Here is a 21,097-nt window from a genome sequence, read left to right on the forward strand (position 1 = left end):
GTCACAATTTTTATGCAAATTAAGTAACAACCAGCCGGGCAATCGTTAACAATGTTGCCCGGTTTGCTTTCAGGTCAGGCAAAAACAAAATCGAACGCGCCATAACGCGTCAGGAGCATGTGTTGGAGCAGAATCAACAACCGCCCGCCGCCACGATGAAGGATGTCGCGGAACACGCGGGCGTCTCAACCGCCACCGTATCGCGTGCGCTGATGAATCCAGAGAAGGTTTCTGCGGCTACCCGCCATAAAGTCGAGAAGGCGGTTGCCGCCGTCGGCTATGCGGCCCATGGCCCCACACGCAACGCGCGTCGTAATGAGACGCGTACCATCCTGGTCATTGTCCCTGACATCTGCGATCCCTTCTTTAGTGAAATCATTCGTGGCGTCGAAGTCACAGCCGCCGAAGAGGGCTATCTGGTGCTGATCGGCGATTGCGCCCACCAGAATCAGCAGGAGAGAACCTTTCTTAACCTGATGGTCACACGACAGATCGATGGCATGGTGCTGCTTGGCTCACAACTGCCTTTTGATGCCAGCATTGATGAGCAACGCAACTTGCCACCCATGGTGATGGCGAATGAGTTTGCACCGGAAATGTCGCTGCCCACGGTTCACATTGATAACCTGACTGCCGCGTTTGAAGCGGTAAATCATCTGCTGCAGTTAGGTCATACGCAGATCGCCTGTATCGCCGGGCCGGAAGAGATGCCACTCTGTCAGTATCGTTTACAGGGTTATGTCCAGGCGATGCGTCGCAGCGGGCTGACGGTCGATCCCACCTATATTGTGCGCGGTGACTTCACCTTTGAAGCAGGCGTTGCCGCCATGAATCAGCTGATGACTCTGCCGCAACCGCCGCGCGCGTTGTTCTGTCACAGCGACATTATGGCGCTGGGCGCGATGAATCAGGCCAGACGCTGCGGGCTGCGGATACCGGAAGATCTCTCTGTGGTGGGATTTGATGACATTGAGTTATCACGTTACTGCGAGCCACCGCTGACGACGGTCACACAACCACGCTATCAGATAGGCCGGGAAGCGATGCTTCTGCTGCTGGATGAGTTAAATGGCAAACGGGTGATCAGCGGCTCGCGGCTGCTGGATGCCGGTTTAACGATTCGGGGCAGTACGGCACGCGCAAAAAAGCGTGAAAAATAAGCGTATTCGTCTGGTTTTTTCAGTAGATTCTTAAGGCGAACACAGCTGGTCAAAGTTCCGGCCCTTAAGTAACATGGCGGACTCCTTGCCGGGCGCGTAAAAATCATCATTTCGCCCAACTGGCACTATTTTTGAAGGGTATAAGAACGAGAGTGGCACAAAAAGATTATGTAGGCCGCGGGCGTTCAACAGGGACGCGTCGCAAAAAAAGCCCCAGCCGTGGCAAGAAGAGCAAAGGCGGTTCGGGAACTTCTAAATTGATGATTGTACTGGCGGTCGCTGTGTTGGTGACCTTTGCCGGTGGTTTATGGTTCCTGGCGCATCATAAGAAAGAAGACGTGCCGGTCATTACGGATCATAAAGCCAACGGCAATGGCTTACCGCCGAAGCCTGAAGAACGCTGGAAATACATTAAAGAGCTGGAAAACCGTCAGGTTACTGTGCCGACACCGATCGAACCCTCTTCGGGTGGCGAAGTGAAGTCGCAGACCCAATTGACCGATGAACAGCGCCAGTTGCTGGAGCAGATGCAGGCTGATATGCGTCAGCAGCCAACACAGCTCAATGAAGTGCCGTGGAATGAACAGACGCCGGCGCAACGTCAGCAGACGCTGCAGCATCAGCAGCAATTGCAACAGCTGCAACGTCAACAGCAGCAGGTTCAGCAACAGCAGCAGGTTCAGCAGCAGCAACAGGTTCAGCAACAACGTCAGCAGTTGCAGGCTCAGCAACAACAGCAACGCCAGCTGCAGTTGCAGCAACAGCAACAGCGTCAACAACAGCAGCAGTTGCAACGTCAGCAGCAGCAGCAGCAGCAAAACGTACAGCGCCAGTCGCAACCTGCGCCAGTAACGCGGGAACCAGACGTGCAGACAAAGCCACAGGAGACCGCGAAGGCGAAACCGGCGGAGAAAGCCTCTTCGCAGCGCTGGATGGTGCAGTGTGGTTCGTTCAAAGGCACTGACCAGGCTGAGTCGGTACGTGCGGGCTTAGCCTTTGAAGGCTTTGAAAGCCGCATTACCACCGGTGGCGGCTGGAATCGTGTGGTGATCGGTCCGTATAAAGATCGCGCATCCGCTGACAGCACCCTGAAACGTCTTCGCAGTTCCGGACACTCCAGCTGTATTCCGCTCTCCGTTGGGGGTTGAAACCCGTCAAACCCGCCCCATATCTGTTGCATGATACTCCGCGCCCCGTGCGCGGAGTCCTTTTCCGACAGCAACAAGGGGTCTGCCCGTGACAACAATAGTAAGTGTACGACGCAACGGCCAGGTAGTGATTGGCGGTGATGGCCAGGCTACGCTCGGCAATACCGTGATGAAAGGCAACGTTAAAAAAGTGCGTCGTTTATACAACGATAAGGTGATTGCCGGATTTGCTGGCGGCACCGCAGACGCCTTCACCCTGTTTGAACTTTTCGAACGTAAACTGGAAATGCATCAGGGCCACCTGGTGAAAGCAGCGGTGGAGCTGGCCAAAGACTGGCGTACCGACCGTATGCTGCGCCGCCTTGAAGCTTTACTGGCCGTCGCGGATGAGTCAGCCTCACTGATCATCAGCGGTAACGGTGATGTCATCCAGCCTGAAAACGATCTGATCGCCATCGGCTCCGGTGGGCCTTTCGCCCAGGCAGCGGCACGTGCGCTGCTGGAGAATACCGAAATGGGCGCACGCGACATCGTCGAGAAGTCGCTGAATATCGCGGGTGATATCTGCATCTACACTAACCACAACGTTAATTTCGAAGAATTAACGTCTAAGGCGTAAGGGTATAAATATGTCTGAGATGACTCCACGCGAAATCGTTAGCGAACTGAACCGCTTTATCATCGGCCAGGACAGCGCCAAGCGCGCCGTGGCTATTGCACTGCGCAACCGCTGGCGCCGCATGCAGCTCGACGAAGAGCTGCGCCATGAAGTGACCCCAAAAAATATCCTGATGATCGGTCCGACCGGTGTCGGTAAAACCGAGATCGCACGTCGTCTGGCAAAGCTGGCGAATGCACCGTTCATCAAAGTCGAGGCGACCAAGTTTACCGAAGTCGGTTATGTCGGTAAGGAAGTGGACTCTATCATTCGTGATCTGACTGATTCCGCCATCAAGATGGTGCGCAGTCAGGCGATTGAAAAGAATAAATACCGTGCCGAAGAGATGGCAGAAGAGCGCATTCTTGATGTGCTGATTCCACCCGCGAAAAACAACTGGGGTCAGGCTGAGCAGAGTGCTGAACCCTCTGCAGCGCGTCAGTCATTCCGCAAGAAGCTGCGCGAAGGCCAGTTGGATGATAAAGAGATTGAAATCGATCTGGCGGCCAGCAGCCCAGGCGTCGAAATCATGGCGCCTCCGGGCATGGAAGAGATGACCAGCCAGCTGCAGTCGATGTTCCAGAACCTCGGCGGCCAGAAGCAGAAAGCCCGCAAGCTGAAGATCAAAGAAGCGATGAAGCTCCTGATCGAAGAAGAAGCGGCAAAACTGGTTAACCCGGAAGAGCTTAAGCAGGATGCGATTGAAGCGGTCGAGCAGCACGGTATCGTGTTCATCGATGAGATCGATAAAATCTGTAAGCGCGGCGGCCAGAATGCGGGCGGACCCGATGTCTCTCGCGAAGGCGTTCAGCGCGACCTGCTGCCGCTGGTTGAAGGCTGCACCGTCTCCACCAAGCACGGCATGGTCAAAACCGACCATATCCTGTTTATCGCCTCAGGCGCGTTTCAGGTTGCCAGCCCTTCCGATCTGATTCCGGAACTTCAGGGTCGTCTGCCGATTCGTGTTGAGCTACAGGCGCTGACAGTCAATGATTTCCAGCGCATCCTGACCGAACCGAATGCCTCGATTACCGTGCAGTACAAAGCACTGATGAATACCGAAGGCGTGAACATTGAGTTCACCGAAGAGGGTATTCGCCGGATCGCTGAAGCCGCATGGCAGGTTAACGAAACCACCGAGAACATCGGTGCGCGCCGCCTGCATACCGTGCTGGAGCGTCTGATGGAAGATATCTCGTATGACGCCAGCGATCGTCACGGTGAATCCTTTACCATTGATGCTGACTATGTGGCTAAACACCTGGATGAACTGGTGGCTGACGAAGACCTTAGCCGCTTCATTCTCTGATTCACTGATTCAGCGCTTTTCCGAAGCCCAGCCCACCCGGCTGGGCTTTTTTATGCATGTTCTTGATCGAACGATGCTTTTTTCATACTGATGATTTTGCCAACAATCTGCATATAGCGATATACTTACCCTTCCTGTGGCAAACAGACGAAACCCTTATGAAATACGATACATCTGAACTCTGCGATATCTACCATGAAGAAGTGAATGTTGTTGAACCGCTTTTTTCAAACTTTGGTGGGCGCACTTCATTCGGTGGTCAGATTACCACAGTGAAATGCTTTGAAGACAACGGCTTACTCTACGATCTGCTGGAAGAGAATGGCCGTGGTCGCGTACTGGTGATTGATGGCGGCGGCTCAGTGCGCCGTGCGCTGGTCGATGCCCAACTGGCACGCCTGGCGGCAACTAACGAATGGGAAGGCCTGGTGGTTTACGGTTCGGTACGTCAGGTTGATGAGCTGGAAGAGCTGGAGATTGGCATTCAGGCCATTGCCGCGATTCCGGCCGGCGCTGCGGGTGAAGGGATTGGCGAAAGCGATGTGCGCGTCAACTTCGGCGGCGTCACCTTCTTCTCTGGTGACCATCTCTATGCCGACAACACCGGTATCATTCTGTCAGAGGATGCGCTGGACCTCGAATAGGCCAGACATGAAAACGGGTGCCAGAGCACCCGTTTTTCACATCAGCTGAGGCTTCAAACCTCTTCCATTTTTCCCAGCAATGCACGCAGACGTTCCTGCCACACGTGTTGCTCTTCTTTCAGATGCTGATTTTCGCGCATCAGCGCATCGTGGTTACCCGCGACTTGTTGCGCATCGTTACGCAGTGAGTTGTTCTGCTCTTTCAGCTCTTCGATTTCCATCTGCAACAGCGTGATGGTATCAATCGCCTGCTGTACTTTCGCTTCAAGTTTCTCAAATACTTCAAATGACATCTTTCTGACCTCTCCTAAATTCCTGCAAGGCGTTGATGATGCCAGCTTAAGCCAGCAACGTTGTCCCGATTGTATGTAGCCTCACCCCTCAAGTCCAGCAACGCGGCCGCTGCGAGCGCAGTCTGTAACACTTTTCAGCCAATCCCTGAATTTGCGCTGCGCTTACTGCGTCTGCTTTCCAGCACGTGTCCACCCTCTCTGTCATCAGGCGCGAATATGGGCTAAGGAAAGCCGGAATACGCGAAAACGCGCATTTTTATGACGCAGTACACAAAAAATGATTTCGCTATTTCTCGTTTATGTTCGTTAACGATAAATTCACATCAGCCCTACATTAAAGCTGGGTGCCTCACGGACTGAGAACAAAAACTGATAAAATTTAACCTCGCTTCAGGAACCACTATTATGAGTCAGACAACTAACACGCTCAAAGGTCAGTGTATTGCCGAATTTCTGGGGACAGGCTTGATTATTTTCTTTGGCGCAGGCTGTGTAGCTGCGCTGAAACTTGCCGGTGCCGCCTTCGGTCAGTGGGAAATCTGCATCATCTGGGGCTTAGCCGTCTCAATGGCTGTCTATCTTACCGCTGGGGTATCTGGCGCGCATCTGAACCCTGCCGTTACCGTTGCACTCTGCCTGTTCGCCAACTTTGAAGGCCGTAAAGTGGTGCCGTATATTCTGGCGCAAATCGCCGGGGCATTCTGCGCGGCCGCGCTGGTTTATGGTCTCTACTACAGCCTGTTTTTCGATTACGAACAGAGTCATCAGATGGTACGCGGTACGGTTCAGAGTCTGGACCTGGCGGGTATCTTCTCAACCTATCCTAATCCGCACATCAGCGTAGGCCAGGCGTTCCTGGTTGAAATGGTTATTACCGCAGTGCTTATGGCGGTGATTATGGCGCTGACCGACGATGGCAACGGTGTCCCACGTGGACCGATGGCGCCGCTGTTGATCGGTCTGCTGGTCGCAGTCATTGGTGGCTCAATGGGTCCGCTGACCGGCTTTGCGCTTAACCCGGCACGTGATTTCGGACCTAAGCTGTTCGCCTTCTTCGCTGGCTGGGGTAACGTTGCCTTCACGGGTGGTAAAGATATCCCTTACTTCCTGGTACCAATTTTTGGCCCGCTGGTGGGTGCCTGCCTGGGTGCAGTAGGTTACCGCACACTGATTGGCCGCTACCTGCCAGGTGCCGCACAGGAACCGAGTGTTCCAGCAGACAAACCGGTTGCACGCGCTCAGCAGCGTAAAGCGTAAGTTTCACTTTTTATCATCAGGAATGAATTTATGACTACCACAGATAAAAAATACATTGTCGCACTCGATCAGGGTACAACCAGTTCACGCGCCGTCATTCTCGACCACGACTCCAACATCGTCGCGGTATCGCAGCGCGAATTCACCCAGATCTACCCGAAAGCGGGCTGGGTTGAACATGACCCGATGGATATCTGGGCTTCACAAAGCTCTACGCTGGTTGAAGTGCTGGCACATGCCGATATCCGCTCTGATGAGATTGCGGCAATCGGTATCACCAACCAGCGCGAAACCGCTATCGTCTGGGAAAAAGAGACCGGTAAGCCGATCTACAACGCCATCGTCTGGCAGGATCCCCGCACCGCTGACTATTGTCACAAACTGAAGAAAGAGGGTCTGGAAGAGTACATCCAGCACACCACGGGTCTGGTGATTAACCCTTACTTCTCCGGTACGAAAGTGAAGTGGATTCTGGATCACGTTGAAGGTGCGCGTGAGCGTGCAAAACGTGGCGAGCTGCTGTTCGGTACCGTCGATACCTGGCTGGTCTGGAAAATGACTCAGGGACGCGTGCACATCACCGACTACACCAACGCCTCCCGTACTATGATGTTCAACATTCACAAGCTGGAGTGGGATCAGCGCATGCTGGATATCCTGGATATCCCGCGTGAAATGCTGCCAGAAGTGAAGTCCTCTTCTGAAGTTTACGGTCAGACCAACATTGGTGGTAAAGGCGGTACACGTATTCCTATCGCCGGTATCGCCGGTGACCAGCAGGCCGCGCTGTATGGCCAGTTGTGTGTACAGCCTGGCATGGCGAAAAATACCTACGGCACCGGCTGCTTCATGCTGATGAACACCGGTACTGAAGCGGTGACCTCAACCCACGGCCTGCTGACCACCATCGCCTGTGGCCCGCGCGGTGAAGTGAACTATGCGCTGGAAGGTGCCGTGTTTATCGGTGGTGCCTCTATTCAGTGGCTGCGTGATGAGATGAAGCTGATCAGTGAAGCGGCTGACTCTGAATACTTCGCGATGAAAGTGAAAGATACCAACGGCGTTTACATGGTGCCTGCTTTCACCGGCCTGGGCGCACCTTACTGGGACCCGTATGCCCGTGGCGCGATCTTCGGTCTGACCCGTGGCGCAAACTCTAACCACATCATCCGCGCGACGCTGGAGTCGATCGCTTATCAGACACGTGACGTTCTGGAAGCGATGCAGAATGATGCCAATACCCGCCTGCAGGCGCTGCGTGTAGACGGCGGTGCGGTGTCCAACAACTTCCTGATGCAGTTCCAGGCTGACATCCTCGGCACCCGTGTTGAGCGTCCGGAAGTGCGTGAAGTGACCGCGCTGGGTTCTGCGTATCTGGCGGGTCTGGCTGTTGGCTTCTGGCAGGATCTGGATGAAGTGCGCTCTAAAGCCGTTATTGAGCGTGAGTTCCGTCCAAGCCTGGAAACCACCGAGCGTAACTTCCGTTATGCTGGCTGGAAAAAAGCGGTTGCCCGCGCACAGGCGTGGGAAGAACAGGAGTAATATCAACGCCCGCGACATTGCCGTCGCGGGCCTTTTCCCCGCCCCACTCCCCCGCTGTGTTACACTGCCTGCCGGTTTTTTGTCAGGTAGATGCCATGAAACGAGAACTTGCCATTGAATTTTCCCGCGTAACCGAAGCTGCCGCCCTGGCAGGCTATCACTGGTTAGGACGCGGTGACAAAAATGCGGCTGACGGTGCGGCTGTCCATGCCATGCGTCATGTCCTGAACTCCATTGAAATTGACGGTCAGATTGTGATCGGTGAGGGTGAAATCGACGAAGCCCCGATGCTCTATATCGGTGAAAAAGTCGGTACCGGTCACGGCGATGCCGTTGATATTGCCGTCGATCCGATTGAGGGTACCCGCATGACGGCACTGGGCCAGGCGAATGCGCTGGCTGTGATGGCCGTGGGCGATAAAGGCAGCTTTCTGCACGCTCCAGACATGTATATGGAAAAACTGATTGTGGGTCCTGCAGCACAGGGCGCGATCGACCTCGACCTGCCGCTTGAAACTAACCTGCGTAATATCGCAATAGCGATGAACAAGCCGTTGTCACAGCTGACCGTATCCATCCTGGCTAAGCCACGTCATGATGTGGTGATTAGCGAGTTACAGCAGCTGGGCGTGCGGGTATTTACCTTCCCGGATGGTGACGTTGCCGCCTCAATTCTGACCTGCATGCCAGACAGCGAAGTCGATGTGATGTATGGCATCGGCGGCGCACCGGAAGGCGTCGTTTCAGCAGCGGTGATCCGTGCGCTGGACGGTGATATGCAGGGTCGGCTGCTGGCGCGTCATCACGTCAAAGGCGATAATGCTGAAAACCGTCGCCTCGGCGAGCAGGAGCTGCAGCGCTGTGCGGAGATGGGGATCGAAGCGGGTAAGAAGCTGACGCTAGGTGAGATGGCGCGCAATGACAACGTGGTGTTTGCCGCCACCGGCATTACCAGTGGCGAACTACTGAAAGGCATTACGCGTCAGGGTAATGTCGCCACCAGCGAAACCCTGCTGATTCGCGGTAAATCTCGCACTATTCGCCGCATCCAGTCGATTCATTATCTTGACCGTAAGGATCCGGCGCTCCATCCGTTTATCCTGTAACCGGCTGGTTGCCGCGCTCCGGCTGACGTGAGAGCGGCAACCAGCAGAGCAGCATCACCAGTGCCGTAAAGAACATCAGCATGCCAAGGCTGAACTGATCGCGCTGCGGCATCATGGCTGAAAGCCACGCGACAAGACCCGATCCCAGGTTCTGCATTCCGCCAATCAGTGCACCCGCGCTGCCCGCCAGCCAGGCATACGGCTCCATTGCCCCTGAAGTCGCCAGCGGGAACAGCATGCCAGCCCCAAAGAAGAACAGCGCGGCCGGAACCAGCAGCGTCCAGATATTCATTACGCCAAACCATGCCGGGATCCACATCAGGATGCCCGCCAGCAGACAGCTATTCACGCCCCACCACATCAGACTGTGCCATGAACCCTGCTCGCGTCCCGCGAACCAGGCACCGAAGAACGCCGCCGGAATGGGCAGAATGAACAGGATACTGACGGTCAGGCTGTGCAGGCCGAGCACGCCGCCCAGCAGCACGCCACAGCTCGACTCAAATACCGCAATACCCGCCAGCGCACCAATCAGCAGGACAATGTAGCGAACGAAATTTGCGTCGCTGAGCAGCCGGGCATAGCGTTTGAAGAACGGGGTCACTTCAGCACTCTGTGGCCGGGTTTCCGGCAGCCAGCGCGCCATAGACAAAGTAACCGCCAGACAGAGCAGCAGCAGAAAGGCGAAACAGGCGTGCCAGCCAAAGAGCTGGGTCAATAGTGCACCAATCACCGGTGCCAGCAACGGGCTGACCAGAATGCCCATATTAAGCAGGCTGTTGGCACGGCGCAGTGCGTGCCCCTCATAGAGATCACGCGGCATGGTGCGGGCCATTACGCCAGCTACGCCGGTTCCCAGTCCCTGAATCGCGCTGCCGAGCACCAGCATATCGAGTGAGGTCGCCATCAATGCCGTGATTGCGCCGATCATAAAGATCATCATGCCTGCAAGGATCACCGGACGCCGACCGACACTGTCTGACAGTGGGCCGTAGATCAGCTGGGATCCGCCATAGGTCATCAGATAGGCCGCCATCACACGCTGCAGCGCGCCATCCCGCACATTCAGCGCGTCCGCCATCACCGACATCGCCGGGACGTAGATGGTCTGCGCCATCTGCCCGACAGCCACCAGCACAATGAGCATCACCAGCAGCGGGCGATTTTCCAGTTTACTAATCATGATTATGCAAAATTTCTTTCTGTGAAAGGAGGTTAAAACAGCGGTTCACCCGCCAGTCATCTTGTTATGGCGGGCAAAATATCAGGATTAGATGACAAAGCGAGAGGCAGGCCGAAAGGTCCCGGCTTGCGCCTGTCAAGTTTATGCACCAGCCTGTAAAGACAAAGCAACAGTTTGTCGATTAGAGCCTTTGCCTGGCCACAAGCTGGCAATCTCATCGGGCAGCCGCGAAAATAGAAACCTGCCGGAATAATCAACAACCAGGGAGTGATTATGGCTGAGTGGGTCAATGCTGAAGTAAAGGAAGTGAAAAACTGGACGGATGCGCTGTTCAGTCTGCGGGTAACAGCGCCCATCGATCCCTTTATCGCGGGGCAATTTGCCAAACTGGCTCTGGAAATTGACGGCGAGCGGGTGCAGCGCGCTTACTCTTTCGTCAATGCGCCAAAGGATGACCTGCTGGAGTTTTACCTGGTTACCGTGCCCGATGGCAAGCTGAGTCCGCATCTGCAGGCCCTTCAGCCTGGCGATCAGGTGATGGTCACGAAAGAAGCCGCAGGATTCTTTGTGCTTGATGAAGTTCCGGCGTGCAGAACATTATGGATGCTGGCAACCGGCACCGCTATTGGCCCTTACCTTTCTATGCTTCAGCAGGGCGAAGGACTGGATCGCTTTGAAAACATCGTGCTGGTCCATGCCGCACGCTATGCGGACGACCTGAGCTTTCTGCCACTGATGCAGCAGCTGCAACAGCGTTATCAGGGCAAGCTGCACATCCAGACGGTGGTGAGCCGCGAAACGATCCCCGGTTCGCTGACGGGCCGGGTTCCGGCGCTGATCGAAAATGGCGAGCTGGAGCGTGCCACCGGATTAACGCTGGATGCCGACAGCAGCCATGTGATGCTGTGCGGCAACCCGCAGATGGTGCGCGACACCCAGCAATTACTGAAAGAGACGCGCGAAATGCGTAAACACCTGAAGCGCAAGCCGGGCCATATCACCAGCGAACATTACTGGTGAGCCAGTTGCCGGTATCGCACCGGCTGCGTCGCGGTACCAAACCGGTTAGCGCCGGGGGTGCCGCGAAAAACGCCGAGTTCGAGCAGCAGGCCAGCGAACAACACAAAGGGAATGGCGCGACCCAGCAGCCAGGGCAGAATGCCGCCCAGCATGCTCCAGTTTCCCGCCACCAGCAGCCAGGCCACTATCACCAGAAATCCCCAGTAGCCGGGACGATTACGATCGTGCAGACGTTTTACAATGACCGCGCTGGCGGGCCACAGCAGGCAGACCACGCCAAAAGCCGCCATCTGGGTATCAACCCAGTCGTTTGCTGCCAGGGTAAATAACAGTGTCGTTGTCAGCAACCAGACTGACTGCCAGATCCAGAAATCACGTCGTCCCAGCCTGCCACGCCAGGAAAAACACCATTGTTGTAACGTCATGCATTATCATCCAGAGAGAAAAGAACCGCCGCGCTTTTGACCTCGCGGATAAAAACCGTTTTAATTTGCGCCTGAGTTTACGGGTTAGGATCGACAAAATGAAGAATTTGCCTGGCGCACTGCTGTTATCGTTTGCGCTGACGGTTCCGGTCTTTGCCGCCGATCCGCCACCGCAGGAACGGCCCGATGCATTACCCACCGCGCCCTACCTGCTGGCGGGTGCTCCCACCTTTGATATGACTATCGGCCAGTTTCGCGAAAAGTATAATCTGGCTAATGCGACGCTGATGCTGCCGGAATATCGCGCCATTGATAATCGGGGCGACAAAAGTAACCTGACGCGTGCTGCCAGCAAAATTAACGAGACGCTCTATGCGTCTACCGCGCTGGAGCCCGGTACCGGCAAAATCAAGACGCTGCAGATCACCTGGCTGCCACTGCCTGGCCCGGATCAGAACGCCTCTGAGCAAAAAGCCATGGCCTACATGACCGCTATGCTGCGCTTCTTTGTACCGGGATTAGGTGCAGACGAGGGACGCAAAAAGCTGGAGAGCTTACTGAAGGAGGGCAAGGATTTGCCTTACTTTGCGCAGGTCGATGGCGCGCTTCGCTTTGTGGTCGCTGATAACGGCGACAAGGGGCTAACCTTCGCTGTCGAGCCGGTAAAACTTGCGCTCGCTCCCCCCTGAAGATGTCGCTGAAAATGACGAAAAGCAAAGCCATCGCTACATTTGATCTCTATACTGTTTCGCAGACAACGCTGCCAGCTGGCAGCGATTTTTCATGTATCGCGTTATGCGGAGGATAGAATGCGACATCCACTGGTTATGGGTAACTGGAAGTTGAATGGCAGCAAGCAACTCACTGCTGAACTGATCGCGGGTCTGCGCAAGGAACTCTCTGGCGTTGACGGTTGTGGCGTGGCCATTGCACCGCCAGCGCTCTATCTCGAGCAGGCAAAACATGCCATCTCCGGTAGCCACATCGCACTGGGTGCGCAGAACGTGGACGTTAACCTGTCTGGCGCGTTTACCGGTGAAGTTTCCGCAGAGATGCTGAAAGATATCGGCGCGAAATATATCATCATCGGTCACTCAGAACGCCGCACTTATCACAAAGAGAGCGACGAGTTCATCGCGAAGAAATATGCGGTGCTGAAGTCAGTGGGCCTGGTTCCTGTGCTGTGCATTGGTGAAACCGAAGCGGAAAACGAAGCGGGTAAAACTGAAGAAGTCTGCGCTCGTCAGCTGGATGCCGTTCTGGAAACGCAGGGCGCCGAAGCGTTTAAAGATGCGGTTATCGCGTATGAGCCCGTCTGGGCCATCGGTACCGGCAAATCTGCGACCCCTGCTCAGGCACAGGCCGTGCACAAATTCATTCGTGATCATATTGCGAAGAAAGATGCGGCTATCGCAGAACAGGTCATCATTCAGTATGGCGGCTCAGTGAACGACAAGAATGCTGCTGAGCTGTTCACCCAGCCTGATATCGATGGCGCGCTGGTTGGCGGTGCGTCACTGAAAGCAGATGCTTTCGCGGTAATCGTTAAAGCAGCGGCGGCGGCAAAAAGCGCCTAAGCATTAGCATTCCGGTCAAGGGCGGCGCTTAAGCCGCCTTTTTTATGGGCGCAATCAGCTCACAGGCGTGATCCTGCACTTCCTCCGCCGAACCCCTGTTCAGCAGCAGCCAGTTCCGCTCTATCGCCATCAGCACCAGTCGCCCATCGCTTAATTCCGCCAGTGCCAGACCATATTTCCCCATCTCTGTGCGCGCCTCTGGCCGCTCATCGGCCAGCCGGATAAAGGCACTCTGCTGAGTCAGTTCATCTGGCGTCAGAGCTCGCAGCCAGTAGCGGTGCTTACGCAGCGTAATGTCCTGCCACTGACCGCTAAGCTGCGGCGTCAGCCGATCCAGCTGCTGACGCACATCGGGTCGCAGACAGGAGAGATGAATATGGAGTTGATTCTGCGTACGGCCATACTGTGAATTGATCGCCAGTGAAAGAACCCGATCATCAATGGGAGAGCCGCGTCGCTCTGCAAGCAGAGAGCGTTCATGCCAGGCAAGGGCAAAGTAGTTGGGCGTAGCAGGTTGCAGTAACCGTGGGCTTTCGATGCCGGTGATTTTGTCGAGCGGGATCAGCAGATACTGCAACGGCCCATTCATATCTTTCAGCATGGCATAGCGATGCTGCTGATCGACACGCTGACAGGGTGCCGGGTCTCCGCTGCTCTGCTGATGAGGCACACATTTCTCGCTGACAATCTGCCACAGCGCATCACTGTTCTTTTTGAAATGCAGTGCGGCAACCAGTATCCCCGCAATGACCAGCACCAGCAGAACCGCAACCAGACTGGTTGCACGACGATGTGTCGGCATAACAACGCTTCCTGAATGGTTTAGCAGCCTGCATCCTCGCCTGGCGGGGAAAAAATGTCACGGGGAATTCGGGCAGATCAGTCAGCAGCCGGGCAGAGAAAAGAGAAAGGTGGGATTGTTGCGGGTGAGCGGTCAGCGCAGGGAGCGCTGACCGCAACGTATTACGGTTTCATGACCTGGTCATAGCTGCCGCCATCGGCGAAGTGCGCTTTCTGAGCCTCTGCCCAGCCACCAAATTTGTCCTTGATTGTAAACAGCTTCACCGGCGCAAACTGGCTGGCAAATTTCTTCGCGATTTCAGCATCACGCGGACGATAGTAGTTCTGCGCAGCGATAGTCTGACCTTCTGGCGAGTAGAGGTATTTCAGATAGGCGTCTGCGACTTTGCGCGTTCCCTTTTCATCTACCACTTTATCGACCACGGACACGGTGGGTTCAGCCAGAATCGATTCGCTCGGGGTGACAATCTCGAACTTGTCTTTACCCAATTTGTTAACCGCCAGATAAGCTTCGTTTTCCCAGGCAATCAGCACATCACCAATCCCGCGTTCAACGAAGGTGTTAGTTGCGCCGCGTGCACCGGAATCCTGCACCTCAACGTTTTTAAACAGCGCTCTGACATACGCCAGCGCTTTGGCCTGATCGCCGTTGTTATGATCCAGCGCCCAGCCCCAGGCCGCCAGATAGTTCCAGCGTGCGCCGCCAGAGGTTTTCGGGTTAGGGGTAATCACAGACACACCGGGTTTAGTCAGGTCGCTCCAGTCGTGAATGCCCTTGGGATTATCTTTGCGGACCAGGAAGACAATGGTGGAGGTGTAAGGCGCGGAGTTGTCTGGCAGACGCTGAATCCAGTTCTTATCAATACGACCGCGTTCTGCAATAGCATCGACATCCGATTGCAACGCCAGCGTAACCACATCCGCACGGATGCCGTTAATCACTGAAGTTGCCTGCTTGCCGGAGCCACCGTGCGACTGACGGACCACGACATTATCGCCGGTTTCCTGTTTGTAGTGCGCACTGAACGCTTTGTTGTACTGTTCGTACAGCTCACGGGTTGGATCGTAGGAAACGTTTAACAGCTGAATGTCTTTCGCCAGAACGCTGGTTGAGGCCAGCAACAGGGTAACGCCGATACTCCACTTGTTCATTACGCACTCTCCCAATGTCGTTATGGGCTAAGCGTGACATAAACCATTACAGAGCTAAAAGAATTAAAAATAAGCTGTTATAACCGGGGGGAATATAGCGGGGATATGCCGGGGCATGCTGTGCAGCACACCCCCGCAGAAGAATCAGTAGAGCTTTTTCGCCGTGTCGAGCCAGTCGCGCTTGAACGGACGCTTCATGTTTTCAATCGCGTCGACGATGTCGTGATGCACCATCTTCTCATTCTGAATACCCACGCAACGGCCACCGTAACCCTGCATCAGCAGTTCAATGGAGTAAGCGCCCATGCGTGACGCCAGTATACGGTCATAAGCACAAGGTGCACCGCCACGCTGAATATGACCCAGTACGGTCGAACGGGTTTCACGTTTGGTTTCTGTTTCAATGAAACGCGCCAGGTCGTCGATATCGCAGATGTGCTCAGTAATCGCCACGATAGCGTGCTTTTTACCTTTGGCGATGCCTGCTTTGATTTCCGCTACCAGCTCTTCGCGGGTGTACGGGAATTCTGGCAGGACGATGAACTCGCAGCCACCGGCAATCGCCGCCGCCAGGGTCAGATCGCCACAGTAGCGGCCCATCACTTCAACAATCGAGATACGCTGATGCGAGGAAGAGGTGTCGCGCAGACGGTCAATCGCTTCAACCACGGTTTCCAGTGCAGTGAAATAACCGATGGTGTAATCCGTTCCGGCCACATCGTTATCGATGGTGCCTGGCAAACCAATGCAGGGGAAGCCCATTTCAGTCAGGCGCTTAGCACCCATGTAAGATCCGTCACCACCAATCACCACCAGTGCATCGATGCCGCGCTTTTTCATGTTCTCAATGGCAACCTGGCGCACATCTTCATTACGGAACTCGGGGAAACGCGCTGAGCCCAGGAAAGTGCCACCGCGGTTAATCATGTCGGAGACGCTGTAGCGATCAAGATTGATCATGCGATCTTCGTACAATCCCAGATAGCCATCATAGATCCCAAAAACTTCCAGTCCTTCACTCAGCGCGGAACGTACCACTCCACGAATAGCTGCGTTCATGCCTGGGGCGTCACCGCCGCTGGTTAATACACCAATTTTTTTGATCATGACAACCTCTGGATTGTTCAAAACTAAGGGTTAATCCTGCCTGTCGATCGCTGCAGAAGATCATTTCACGATTAGCGCGACATGTGATGGCAGATAGTATATCAAAGGCTTGCTGCTGAATTGATTCAGGTCAGACAACTTTTCACTATTTTTTGCAGCAAAGTTAGCGCTACGTCATCCCTTCCGTATCGATTTGATTCATTTACGTTAAAAACCTAAAGAGTCCCTGGTCTCAGACGGTACCACAGAACAGGGATCCTGATGGATAATTACGTCAGACCCGGGAAATTCTTTGCGTAATGCTTTCTCAACCTGGTCGGCAACCCGATGCGCCTGAACCAGTGGCAGCTGATCTTCCAGTTCCAGATGAAGCTGAATAAATTTGGTCGGGCCGGACTGCCGGGTTCGCAGATCATGTACGCCCTGCACCTGCGGCCAGTTTGTCGCAAGCGTCAGGATTTGCTGCCGTTCATTTTCCGGCAATGCGCGATCCAGCAATGACTGTACGGCTTCGTAGCCCATCCGCAATGCGCTATAAAGAATGAAAACACCAATCCCCAGCGCAAACAGGGCATCCGCCCGTACAACGCCATAGCTGCTCAGCACCAGCGCAATCAGTATGGCGCCATTCATGATGACGTCGGATTGATAGTGCAGCATGTCAGCCCGAATGGCCTGACTGCGGGTTTTACGCACTACCCAGCGCTGAAAGGCAACCAGTACCAGCGTTGAGCTCAGTGCCACAATGGTTACTACAATACCAACACCCGGCGCCCGCATCTCGCTGGGGGAGGCAAGATGCTGCAGGCCGGTCAGAAACAGAAACAGTGCCGAGCCGGAGATAAACATACTTTGTGCCAGCGCCGCCAGCGACTCCGCTTTGCCGTGCCCGAACGTGTGATTTTCATCAGCAGGCTGCAGCGCATAGCGCACCACCAGCAGGTTGGTTAGCGATGCAGCGATATCCACCAGCGAGTCCACCAGTGAAGCCAGCAAACTCACTGAACCGGTGTACCACCAGGCAAAAATTTTCACGAGTAACAGCACAGACGCAAGAATGGTGGCCGCGAGCGCAGCACGCTTTACCAGTCGGCCATAAGAGTGTTGCATGCCAGATTCCCTATGCAGCATCAGTGAAGATGCACACTTAAATAGATGAATGGCTGAAGTTTAACACCGGGAGGCGGGCTGTGCTTAGGAGGTCATTCGATGAAGAAGGCTGTTTTGAAATCGCGACAGGAATAAGCAGGTACAAAAAACAAGCCCCGGCCTGGGAAGGACGGGGCGAAGTGTTATACACATCATTGCCTGGCTACTTTCAGCCGCGGGCTAATTCCAGGAACGTGTCGGCGACTACTTTTTGCCGCCTTTTTTCCCGGCTTCAGATGCTTTTTCACGATCGTTTTTGAAATTTCCGCCGCCGCTGTTCTGTCCGCCTTTTTTGCCAGCTTCAGACGCTTTTTGCGGATTATCTGCGAAATTACCTGAACCACCACGATGCTCTGCCATAACTTACTCCGTTAATAGATTTATCAGGACTACATAATGTGGTTGTTGCTCCCTGAGACTTCGCAAAGACACTTAACTTCCCTGCAGTGACAGGATTTAGTGTAGAAGGTGTGACTGAACCAGCAAGCGTAACGCGGGGAATGTATCTCACTGAAAAATATGATTAAAATGTTAATGACTTGTCTGCAATTCATTTAGTTTCAGTAAGTTATGATATTTTCATGATGAAAAAATGCTCACCGGCTCGCTTAAATTTACAGCGTGTTCCAGATATTAAGAAATCAGCGATTCTTCCCAACAAATTCCCGACAAGCGCTAATAAAACGGGGGTTTTGTTGTGCGGTGATGATTCCTGTCAAAATAAAAAAAGTGAAAAAAAGATAAAAAAAAACCCCCACCATCATGGTGGGGGAAGACAGGGATGTGTCTATGGCAAGGAAAACAGGGATACTATATTACTGGTTACTGCTGGTACTACTCACTGCCTGCAGCGATGAAGCTGACTGCAAATTCGAAAACTGTCGCAGCTCGTTAAGTCGCCGCTGATAATTTTTCTGTAACGCGGACTGCTGGGCCGGCGTTAGCAGTTGAAACATTTGATTCTGTACGCGCGCCATCTCGACCTGTTGTTCAACCTGAACTCTGGCGATGACTTCCGCCTTTTGGCGAATGGCCGCTTCGTTAAACTGGTCTGCAGTCACTAATTCGTGTAATGCAGCGATATCGTCAATATGAACGACCGGGCGATCATGTCTTGCCTGTTGCATAAGGTCTCGCATCTGCTGACGCTGTTCTTCAGTCAGCTCGATGCCGTCGAACATGTGGCTTTGCGGATTTTGCGTCATACTGCCTGTCGGCAATCCGCCATGATGCATCTCGTCAATCGTCGTCGCATCTTTAGCATCTGCGCTGGCGACACTCAGAGCCATCGCTGAGGCAAGGACGACGGCGGTTAATTTGCGCATCGTATACTCCAGTTCGTTCCGTTTTGCGATTCAACGAGAGCCAGTGTACGGCGACAGCTGCAAACATCCGTCAGGGGGTGTAAAACTACGTAAAGCGATGGATAGGTGCGCCAGGAACACGGTATTTTGCCTGCGGAGGGCTACAAAAATGAATAAAATCCTGTTGGTAGATGACGACCGCGAATTAACTTCGCTTTTGAAAGAACTGTTAGAAATGGAAGGGTTTGAAGTGGTCGTCGCCAGTGATGGTGAACAAGCGCTGAACCTGATCGATAACTCGATTGATTTGCTTTTACTGGATGTCATGATGCCGAAGAAAAACGGTATCGACACTCTGAAAGAACTGCGTCAGCAACATCAAACCCCCGTCATCATGCTAACGGCGCGCGGCAGCGAGCTGGATCGTGTTCTGGGCCTCGAACTGGGCGCAGATGACTATCTGCCTAAGCCGTTTAACGATCGCGAGCTGGTGGCGCGTATCCGCGCTATTTTGCGGCGTTCTAACTGGAGTGAACAGCAGCAACACGACAACAGCTCGCCCACACTGGAAGTGGACTGTCTGAGACTCAATCCCGGCCGTCAGGAGGCCAGTTTTGATGACGTTACGCTGGATTTGACCGGCACAGAATTCACCCTGCTCTATCTGCTGGCGCAGCACCTGGGCCAGGTCGTGTCGCGTGAACATCTGAGCCAGGAAGTGCTGGGCAAACGCCTGACACCTTTTGACCGTGCCATTGATATGCATATCTCGAATCTGCGTCGCAAGCTGCCTGAGCGCCGTGATGGTCATCCCTGGTTTAAAACCTTACGTGGCCGTGGCTACCTGATGGTTTCCGCATCATGATTGGAAGTCTGACCACCCGTATCTTCGCCATCTTCTGGTTGACGCTGGCGCTGGTGTTGATGCTGGTGTTGATGGTTCCCAAGCTCGATTCACGACAGATGACCTCGCTGCTGGAAAGTGAACAGCGGCAGGGCATCATGATTGAGCAACACGTTGAAGCAGAGCTGTCACAGGATCCCCCTAACGATCTGATGTGGTGGCGTCGTCTGTTTCGTGCCGTGGAAAAATGGGCACCGCCGGGTCAGCGGCTGCTGTTAGTAACCAGTGAAGGTCGGGTGATTGGCGCGCAACATAATGAAATGCAGGTTATCCGCAATTTTATCGGCCAGTCTGACAATGCCGATCATCCTCAGAAGAAGAAATATGGTCGCGTTGAGCTGGTAGGGCCTTTTGCCGTTCGCGATGGCGAAGATAACTACCAGCTTTACATGATCCGTCCCGCCAATAGCTCTCAGCTCGACTTCGTCAATCTGCTGTTTGACCGTCCGTTGCTGCTGCTTATCGTCACCATGCTCATCAGCTCACCGCTGCTGCTGTGGCTGGCCTGGAGCCTGGCACGTCCGGCACGTAAGCTGAAATATGCTGCTGACGAAGTCGCAAGCGGGAATCTACGTCAGCATCCGGAACTGGAGTCGGGTCCGCAGGAGTTTCTGGCTGCGGGTTCCAGCTTTAACCAGATGGTCAGTGCGCTGGAACGGATGATGACCGGTCAGCAACGTCTGTTATCGGATATCAGTCATGAACTTCGCACCCCACTGACCCGCCTGCAACTGGCTACCGCCCTGCTGCGTCGACGTCAGGGTGAAGGTAAAGAGCTGGGCCGCATTGAGATGGAAGCACAGCGTCTCGATGGCATGATTAACGATCTGTTGGTGCTCTCCCGCACTCAGCATAAAAATGCGCTGGTCAGCGAAGCAATGAAGGCAAATCAATTGTGGAATGGGGTGCTGGAAGATGCCCGTTTCGAAGCTGAGCAGATGGGCAAGAAGATGGATATCCCCTATCCGCCAGGCCCGTGGCCGCTTTATGGGAACCCTCATGCGCTGGAGAGTGCGCTGGAAAATATTGTGCGCAATGCGCTGCGCTATTCACACACGCACATCAGCGTCAGCTTCTCCGTTGATATTTCCGGTATCACGGTCCACGTCGATGATGATGGTCCTGGCGTGAGTCCGGAAGATCGTGAACAGATTTTCCGTCCTTTCTATCGAACCGATGAAGCGCGCGATCGCGAATCAGGCGGCACCGGTCTTGGCCTGGCAATTGTCGAAACGGCCGTGCAGCAACATCGCGGCTGGGTTAAAGCCGATGACAGTCCATTAGGCGGTTTGCGTCTGACCCTCTGGTTGCCGCTCTACTCCTCCGGCCGTCAATAATTTGTTATGCTTCGGCCCCTG

General features: G+C 54.3%; 22 protein-coding genes. 13 read left to right on the forward strand and 9 right to left on the reverse strand.

Annotated elements, in window-relative coordinates; all coding sequences use genetic code 11:
• Positions 1–122 precede the first annotated feature (122 nt).
• The 5 genes from cytR to rraA all read left to right on the forward strand — a co-directional run bounded on the left by cytR (position 123) and on the right by rraA (position 4,919).
• Positions 123–1,160, forward strand: coding sequence for a DNA-binding transcriptional regulator CytR (gene cytR / locus Q7C21_RS20125; RefSeq protein WP_008926938.1), 1,038 nt, complete (start codon positions 123–125; stop codon positions 1,158–1,160).
• A 152-nt stretch (positions 1,161–1,312) separates the two neighbouring features.
• Entirely contained in the window at positions 1,313–2,308 is a 996-nt protein-coding gene (ftsN, locus tag Q7C21_RS20130) for a cell division protein FtsN (RefSeq protein ID WP_337028853.1), read from the forward strand.
• A gap of 88 nt (positions 2,309–2,396) precedes the next feature.
• On the forward strand, positions 2,397–2,927 hold the full coding sequence (hslV, locus tag Q7C21_RS20135; RefSeq protein WP_003851234.1) for an ATP-dependent protease subunit HslV: 531 nt from the start codon (positions 2,397–2,399) through the stop codon (positions 2,925–2,927).
• Between the two features lie 10 nt (positions 2,928–2,937).
• Positions 2,938–4,275: an HslU--HslV peptidase ATPase subunit gene (gene hslU / locus Q7C21_RS20140; protein WP_003851236.1), complete on the forward strand. Its 1,338-nt coding sequence runs from the start codon at positions 2,938–2,940 to the stop codon at positions 4,273–4,275.
• A 158-nt stretch (positions 4,276–4,433) separates the two neighbouring features.
• Positions 4,434–4,919: a ribonuclease E activity regulator RraA gene (gene rraA / locus Q7C21_RS20145; protein WP_003851240.1), complete on the forward strand. Its 486-nt coding sequence runs from the start codon at positions 4,434–4,436 to the stop codon at positions 4,917–4,919.
• 53 nt (positions 4,920–4,972) lie between these two features.
• Here the strand turns inward: rraA and zapB are convergent, their stop codons facing one another.
• The gene (zapB, locus tag Q7C21_RS20150) at positions 4,973–5,212 is read right to left on the reverse strand and encodes a cell division protein ZapB (protein ID WP_003851242.1); all 240 of its coding nucleotides are present in this window, start codon (positions 5,210–5,212) and stop codon (positions 4,973–4,975) included.
• A gap of 405 nt (positions 5,213–5,617) precedes the next feature.
• Here zapB and Q7C21_RS20155 point away from each other — a divergent pair, with 405 nt between their 5' ends.
• The 3 genes from Q7C21_RS20155 to glpX all read left to right on the forward strand — a co-directional run bounded on the left by Q7C21_RS20155 (position 5,618) and on the right by glpX (position 9,117).
• Positions 5,618–6,469, forward strand: coding sequence for an MIP/aquaporin family protein (locus Q7C21_RS20155; protein WP_003851244.1), 852 nt, complete (start codon positions 5,618–5,620; stop codon positions 6,467–6,469).
• A 30-nt stretch (positions 6,470–6,499) separates the two neighbouring features.
• The gene (gene glpK, locus Q7C21_RS20160; RefSeq protein ID WP_003851245.1) at positions 6,500–8,011 is read left to right on the forward strand and encodes a glycerol kinase GlpK; all 1,512 of its coding nucleotides are present in this window, start codon (positions 6,500–6,502) and stop codon (positions 8,009–8,011) included.
• Positions 8,012–8,106: 95 nt separating this feature from the next.
• Positions 8,107–9,117 carry a class II fructose-bisphosphatase gene (gene glpX, locus Q7C21_RS20165; protein ID WP_275770790.1) on the forward strand — a complete coding sequence of 337 codons (1,011 nt, stop codon included), beginning with the start codon at positions 8,107–8,109 and terminating at the stop codon, positions 9,115–9,117.
• Here the strand turns inward: glpX and emrD are convergent.
• Positions 9,107–10,300 (reverse strand): multidrug efflux MFS transporter EmrD, encoded by a 1,194-nt coding sequence (gene emrD, locus Q7C21_RS20170; RefSeq protein ID WP_003851249.1) that lies wholly within the window; start codon positions 10,298–10,300, stop codon positions 9,107–9,109. The genes glpX and emrD overlap by 11 nt on opposite strands.
• Before the next feature lie 273 nt (positions 10,301–10,573).
• Between emrD and fpr the strand changes: the two genes are divergently transcribed.
• On the forward strand, positions 10,574–11,320 hold the full coding sequence (fpr, locus tag Q7C21_RS20175) for a ferredoxin--NADP(+) reductase (RefSeq protein WP_003851251.1): 747 nt from the start codon (positions 10,574–10,576) through the stop codon (positions 11,318–11,320).
• Here fpr and Q7C21_RS20180 read toward each other — a convergent pair.
• A complete protein-coding gene (locus Q7C21_RS20180; protein WP_375151057.1) occupies positions 11,311–11,745 on the reverse strand; it encodes a DUF805 domain-containing protein in 435 nt (144 codons plus the stop codon). The two genes, fpr and Q7C21_RS20180, sit on opposite strands and share 10 nt — an antisense overlap.
• A gap of 98 nt (positions 11,746–11,843) precedes the next feature.
• On the opposite strand from Q7C21_RS20180, the gene Q7C21_RS20185 reads away from it, so the two are divergent.
• Entirely contained in the window at positions 11,844–12,434 is a 591-nt protein-coding gene (locus Q7C21_RS20185; RefSeq protein ID WP_003851254.1) for a DUF1454 family protein, read from the forward strand.
• Between the two features lie 120 nt (positions 12,435–12,554).
• Positions 12,555–13,322, forward strand: coding sequence for a triose-phosphate isomerase (gene tpiA, locus Q7C21_RS20190; protein ID WP_003851259.1), 768 nt, complete (start codon positions 12,555–12,557; stop codon positions 13,320–13,322).
• A gap of 28 nt (positions 13,323–13,350) precedes the next feature.
• Here tpiA and Q7C21_RS20195 read toward each other — a convergent pair whose 3' ends face one another.
• The 6 genes from Q7C21_RS20195 to cpxP all read right to left on the reverse strand — a co-directional run bounded on the left by Q7C21_RS20195 (position 13,351) and on the right by cpxP (position 18,856).
• Positions 13,351–14,124, reverse strand: a complete 774-nt coding sequence (locus Q7C21_RS20195; RefSeq protein WP_003851260.1) for a CDP-diacylglycerol diphosphatase — start codon at positions 14,122–14,124, stop codon at positions 13,351–13,353.
• A 161-nt stretch (positions 14,125–14,285) separates the two neighbouring features.
• Positions 14,286–15,275, reverse strand: a complete 990-nt coding sequence (locus Q7C21_RS20200) for a sulfate ABC transporter substrate-binding protein (protein WP_003851261.1) — start codon at positions 15,273–15,275, stop codon at positions 14,286–14,288.
• Positions 15,276–15,419: 144 nt separating this feature from the next.
• Positions 15,420–16,382, reverse strand: coding sequence for a 6-phosphofructokinase (pfkA, locus tag Q7C21_RS20205; RefSeq protein ID WP_003851263.1), 963 nt, complete (start codon positions 16,380–16,382; stop codon positions 15,420–15,422).
• Positions 16,383–16,589: 207 nt separating this feature from the next.
• Positions 16,590–17,492 carry a CDF family cation-efflux transporter FieF gene (fieF, locus tag Q7C21_RS20210; RefSeq protein WP_003851265.1) on the reverse strand — a complete coding sequence of 301 codons (903 nt, stop codon included), beginning with the start codon at positions 17,490–17,492 and terminating at the stop codon, positions 16,590–16,592.
• Positions 17,493–17,735: 243 nt separating this feature from the next.
• Positions 17,736–17,891, reverse strand: a complete 156-nt coding sequence (locus Q7C21_RS20215; protein ID WP_003851267.1) for a general stress protein — start codon at positions 17,889–17,891, stop codon at positions 17,736–17,738.
• A gap of 455 nt (positions 17,892–18,346) precedes the next feature.
• Positions 18,347–18,856 carry a cell-envelope stress modulator CpxP gene (cpxP, locus tag Q7C21_RS20220; protein WP_003851271.1) on the reverse strand — a complete coding sequence of 170 codons (510 nt, stop codon included), beginning with the start codon at positions 18,854–18,856 and terminating at the stop codon, positions 18,347–18,349.
• A 148-nt stretch (positions 18,857–19,004) separates the two neighbouring features.
• Between cpxP and cpxR the strand changes: the two genes are divergently transcribed.
• The gene (gene cpxR, locus Q7C21_RS20225) at positions 19,005–19,700 is read left to right on the forward strand and encodes an envelope stress response regulator transcription factor CpxR (protein WP_003851274.1); all 696 of its coding nucleotides are present in this window, start codon (positions 19,005–19,007) and stop codon (positions 19,698–19,700) included.
• Positions 19,697–21,076: an envelope stress sensor histidine kinase CpxA gene (cpxA, locus tag Q7C21_RS20230; RefSeq protein ID WP_003851276.1), complete on the forward strand. Its 1,380-nt coding sequence runs from the start codon at positions 19,697–19,699 to the stop codon at positions 21,074–21,076. Before cpxR ends, cpxA begins: the two co-directional genes overlap by 4 nt.
• Positions 21,077–21,097 lie beyond the last annotated feature (21 nt).

Origin of the sequence: Pantoea sp. ANP04 (assembly GCF_041982285.1) — a bacterium.
GTDB classification, from domain to species: domain Bacteria; phylum Pseudomonadota; class Gammaproteobacteria; order Enterobacterales; family Enterobacteriaceae; genus Pantoea; species Pantoea eucalypti.

Coding starts and splice junctions, on each gene's coding strand:
- cpxA (WP_003851276.1), top strand. CDS start 19,697: ATGATTGGAAGTCTGACCACCCGTATCTTCGCCATCTTCTGGTTGACG.
- tpiA (WP_003851259.1), top strand. CDS start 12,555: ATGCGACATCCACTGGTTATGGGTAACTGGAAGTTGAATGGCAGCAAG.
- Q7C21_RS20185 (WP_003851254.1), top strand. CDS start 11,844: ATGAAGAATTTGCCTGGCGCACTGCTGTTATCGTTTGCGCTGACGGTT.
- cpxP (WP_003851271.1), bottom strand. CDS start 18,856: ATGCGCAAATTAACCGCCGTCGTCCTTGCCTCAGCGATGGCTCTGAGT.
- hslU (WP_003851236.1), top strand. CDS start 2,938: ATGTCTGAGATGACTCCACGCGAAATCGTTAGCGAACTGAACCGCTTT.
- pfkA (WP_003851263.1), bottom strand. CDS start 16,382: ATGATCAAAAAAATTGGTGTATTAACCAGCGGCGGTGACGCCCCAGGC.
- zapB (WP_003851242.1), bottom strand. CDS start 5,212: ATGTCATTTGAAGTATTTGAGAAACTTGAAGCGAAAGTACAGCAGGCG.
- emrD (WP_003851249.1), bottom strand. CDS start 10,300: ATGATTAGTAAACTGGAAAATCGCCCGCTGCTGGTGATGCTCATTGTG.
- fpr (WP_003851251.1), top strand. CDS start 10,574: ATGGCTGAGTGGGTCAATGCTGAAGTAAAGGAAGTGAAAAACTGGACG.
- fieF (WP_003851265.1), bottom strand. CDS start 17,492: ATGCAACACTCTTATGGCCGACTGGTAAAGCGTGCTGCGCTCGCGGCC.
- glpX (WP_275770790.1), top strand. CDS start 8,107: ATGAAACGAGAACTTGCCATTGAATTTTCCCGCGTAACCGAAGCTGCC.
- rraA (WP_003851240.1), top strand. CDS start 4,434: ATGAAATACGATACATCTGAACTCTGCGATATCTACCATGAAGAAGTG.
- Q7C21_RS20200 (WP_003851261.1), bottom strand. CDS start 15,275: ATGAACAAGTGGAGTATCGGCGTTACCCTGTTGCTGGCCTCAACCAGC.
- Q7C21_RS20180 (WP_375151057.1), bottom strand. CDS start 11,745: ATGACGTTACAACAATGGTGTTTTTCCTGGCGTGGCAGGCTGGGACGA.
- Q7C21_RS20215 (WP_003851267.1), bottom strand. CDS start 17,891: ATGGCAGAGCATCGTGGTGGTTCAGGTAATTTCGCAGATAATCCGCAA.
- glpK (WP_003851245.1), top strand. CDS start 6,500: ATGACTACCACAGATAAAAAATACATTGTCGCACTCGATCAGGGTACA.
- Q7C21_RS20195 (WP_003851260.1), bottom strand. CDS start 14,124: ATGCCGACACATCGTCGTGCAACCAGTCTGGTTGCGGTTCTGCTGGTG.
- cpxR (WP_003851274.1), top strand. CDS start 19,005: ATGAATAAAATCCTGTTGGTAGATGACGACCGCGAATTAACTTCGCTT.
- Q7C21_RS20155 (WP_003851244.1), top strand. CDS start 5,618: ATGAGTCAGACAACTAACACGCTCAAAGGTCAGTGTATTGCCGAATTT.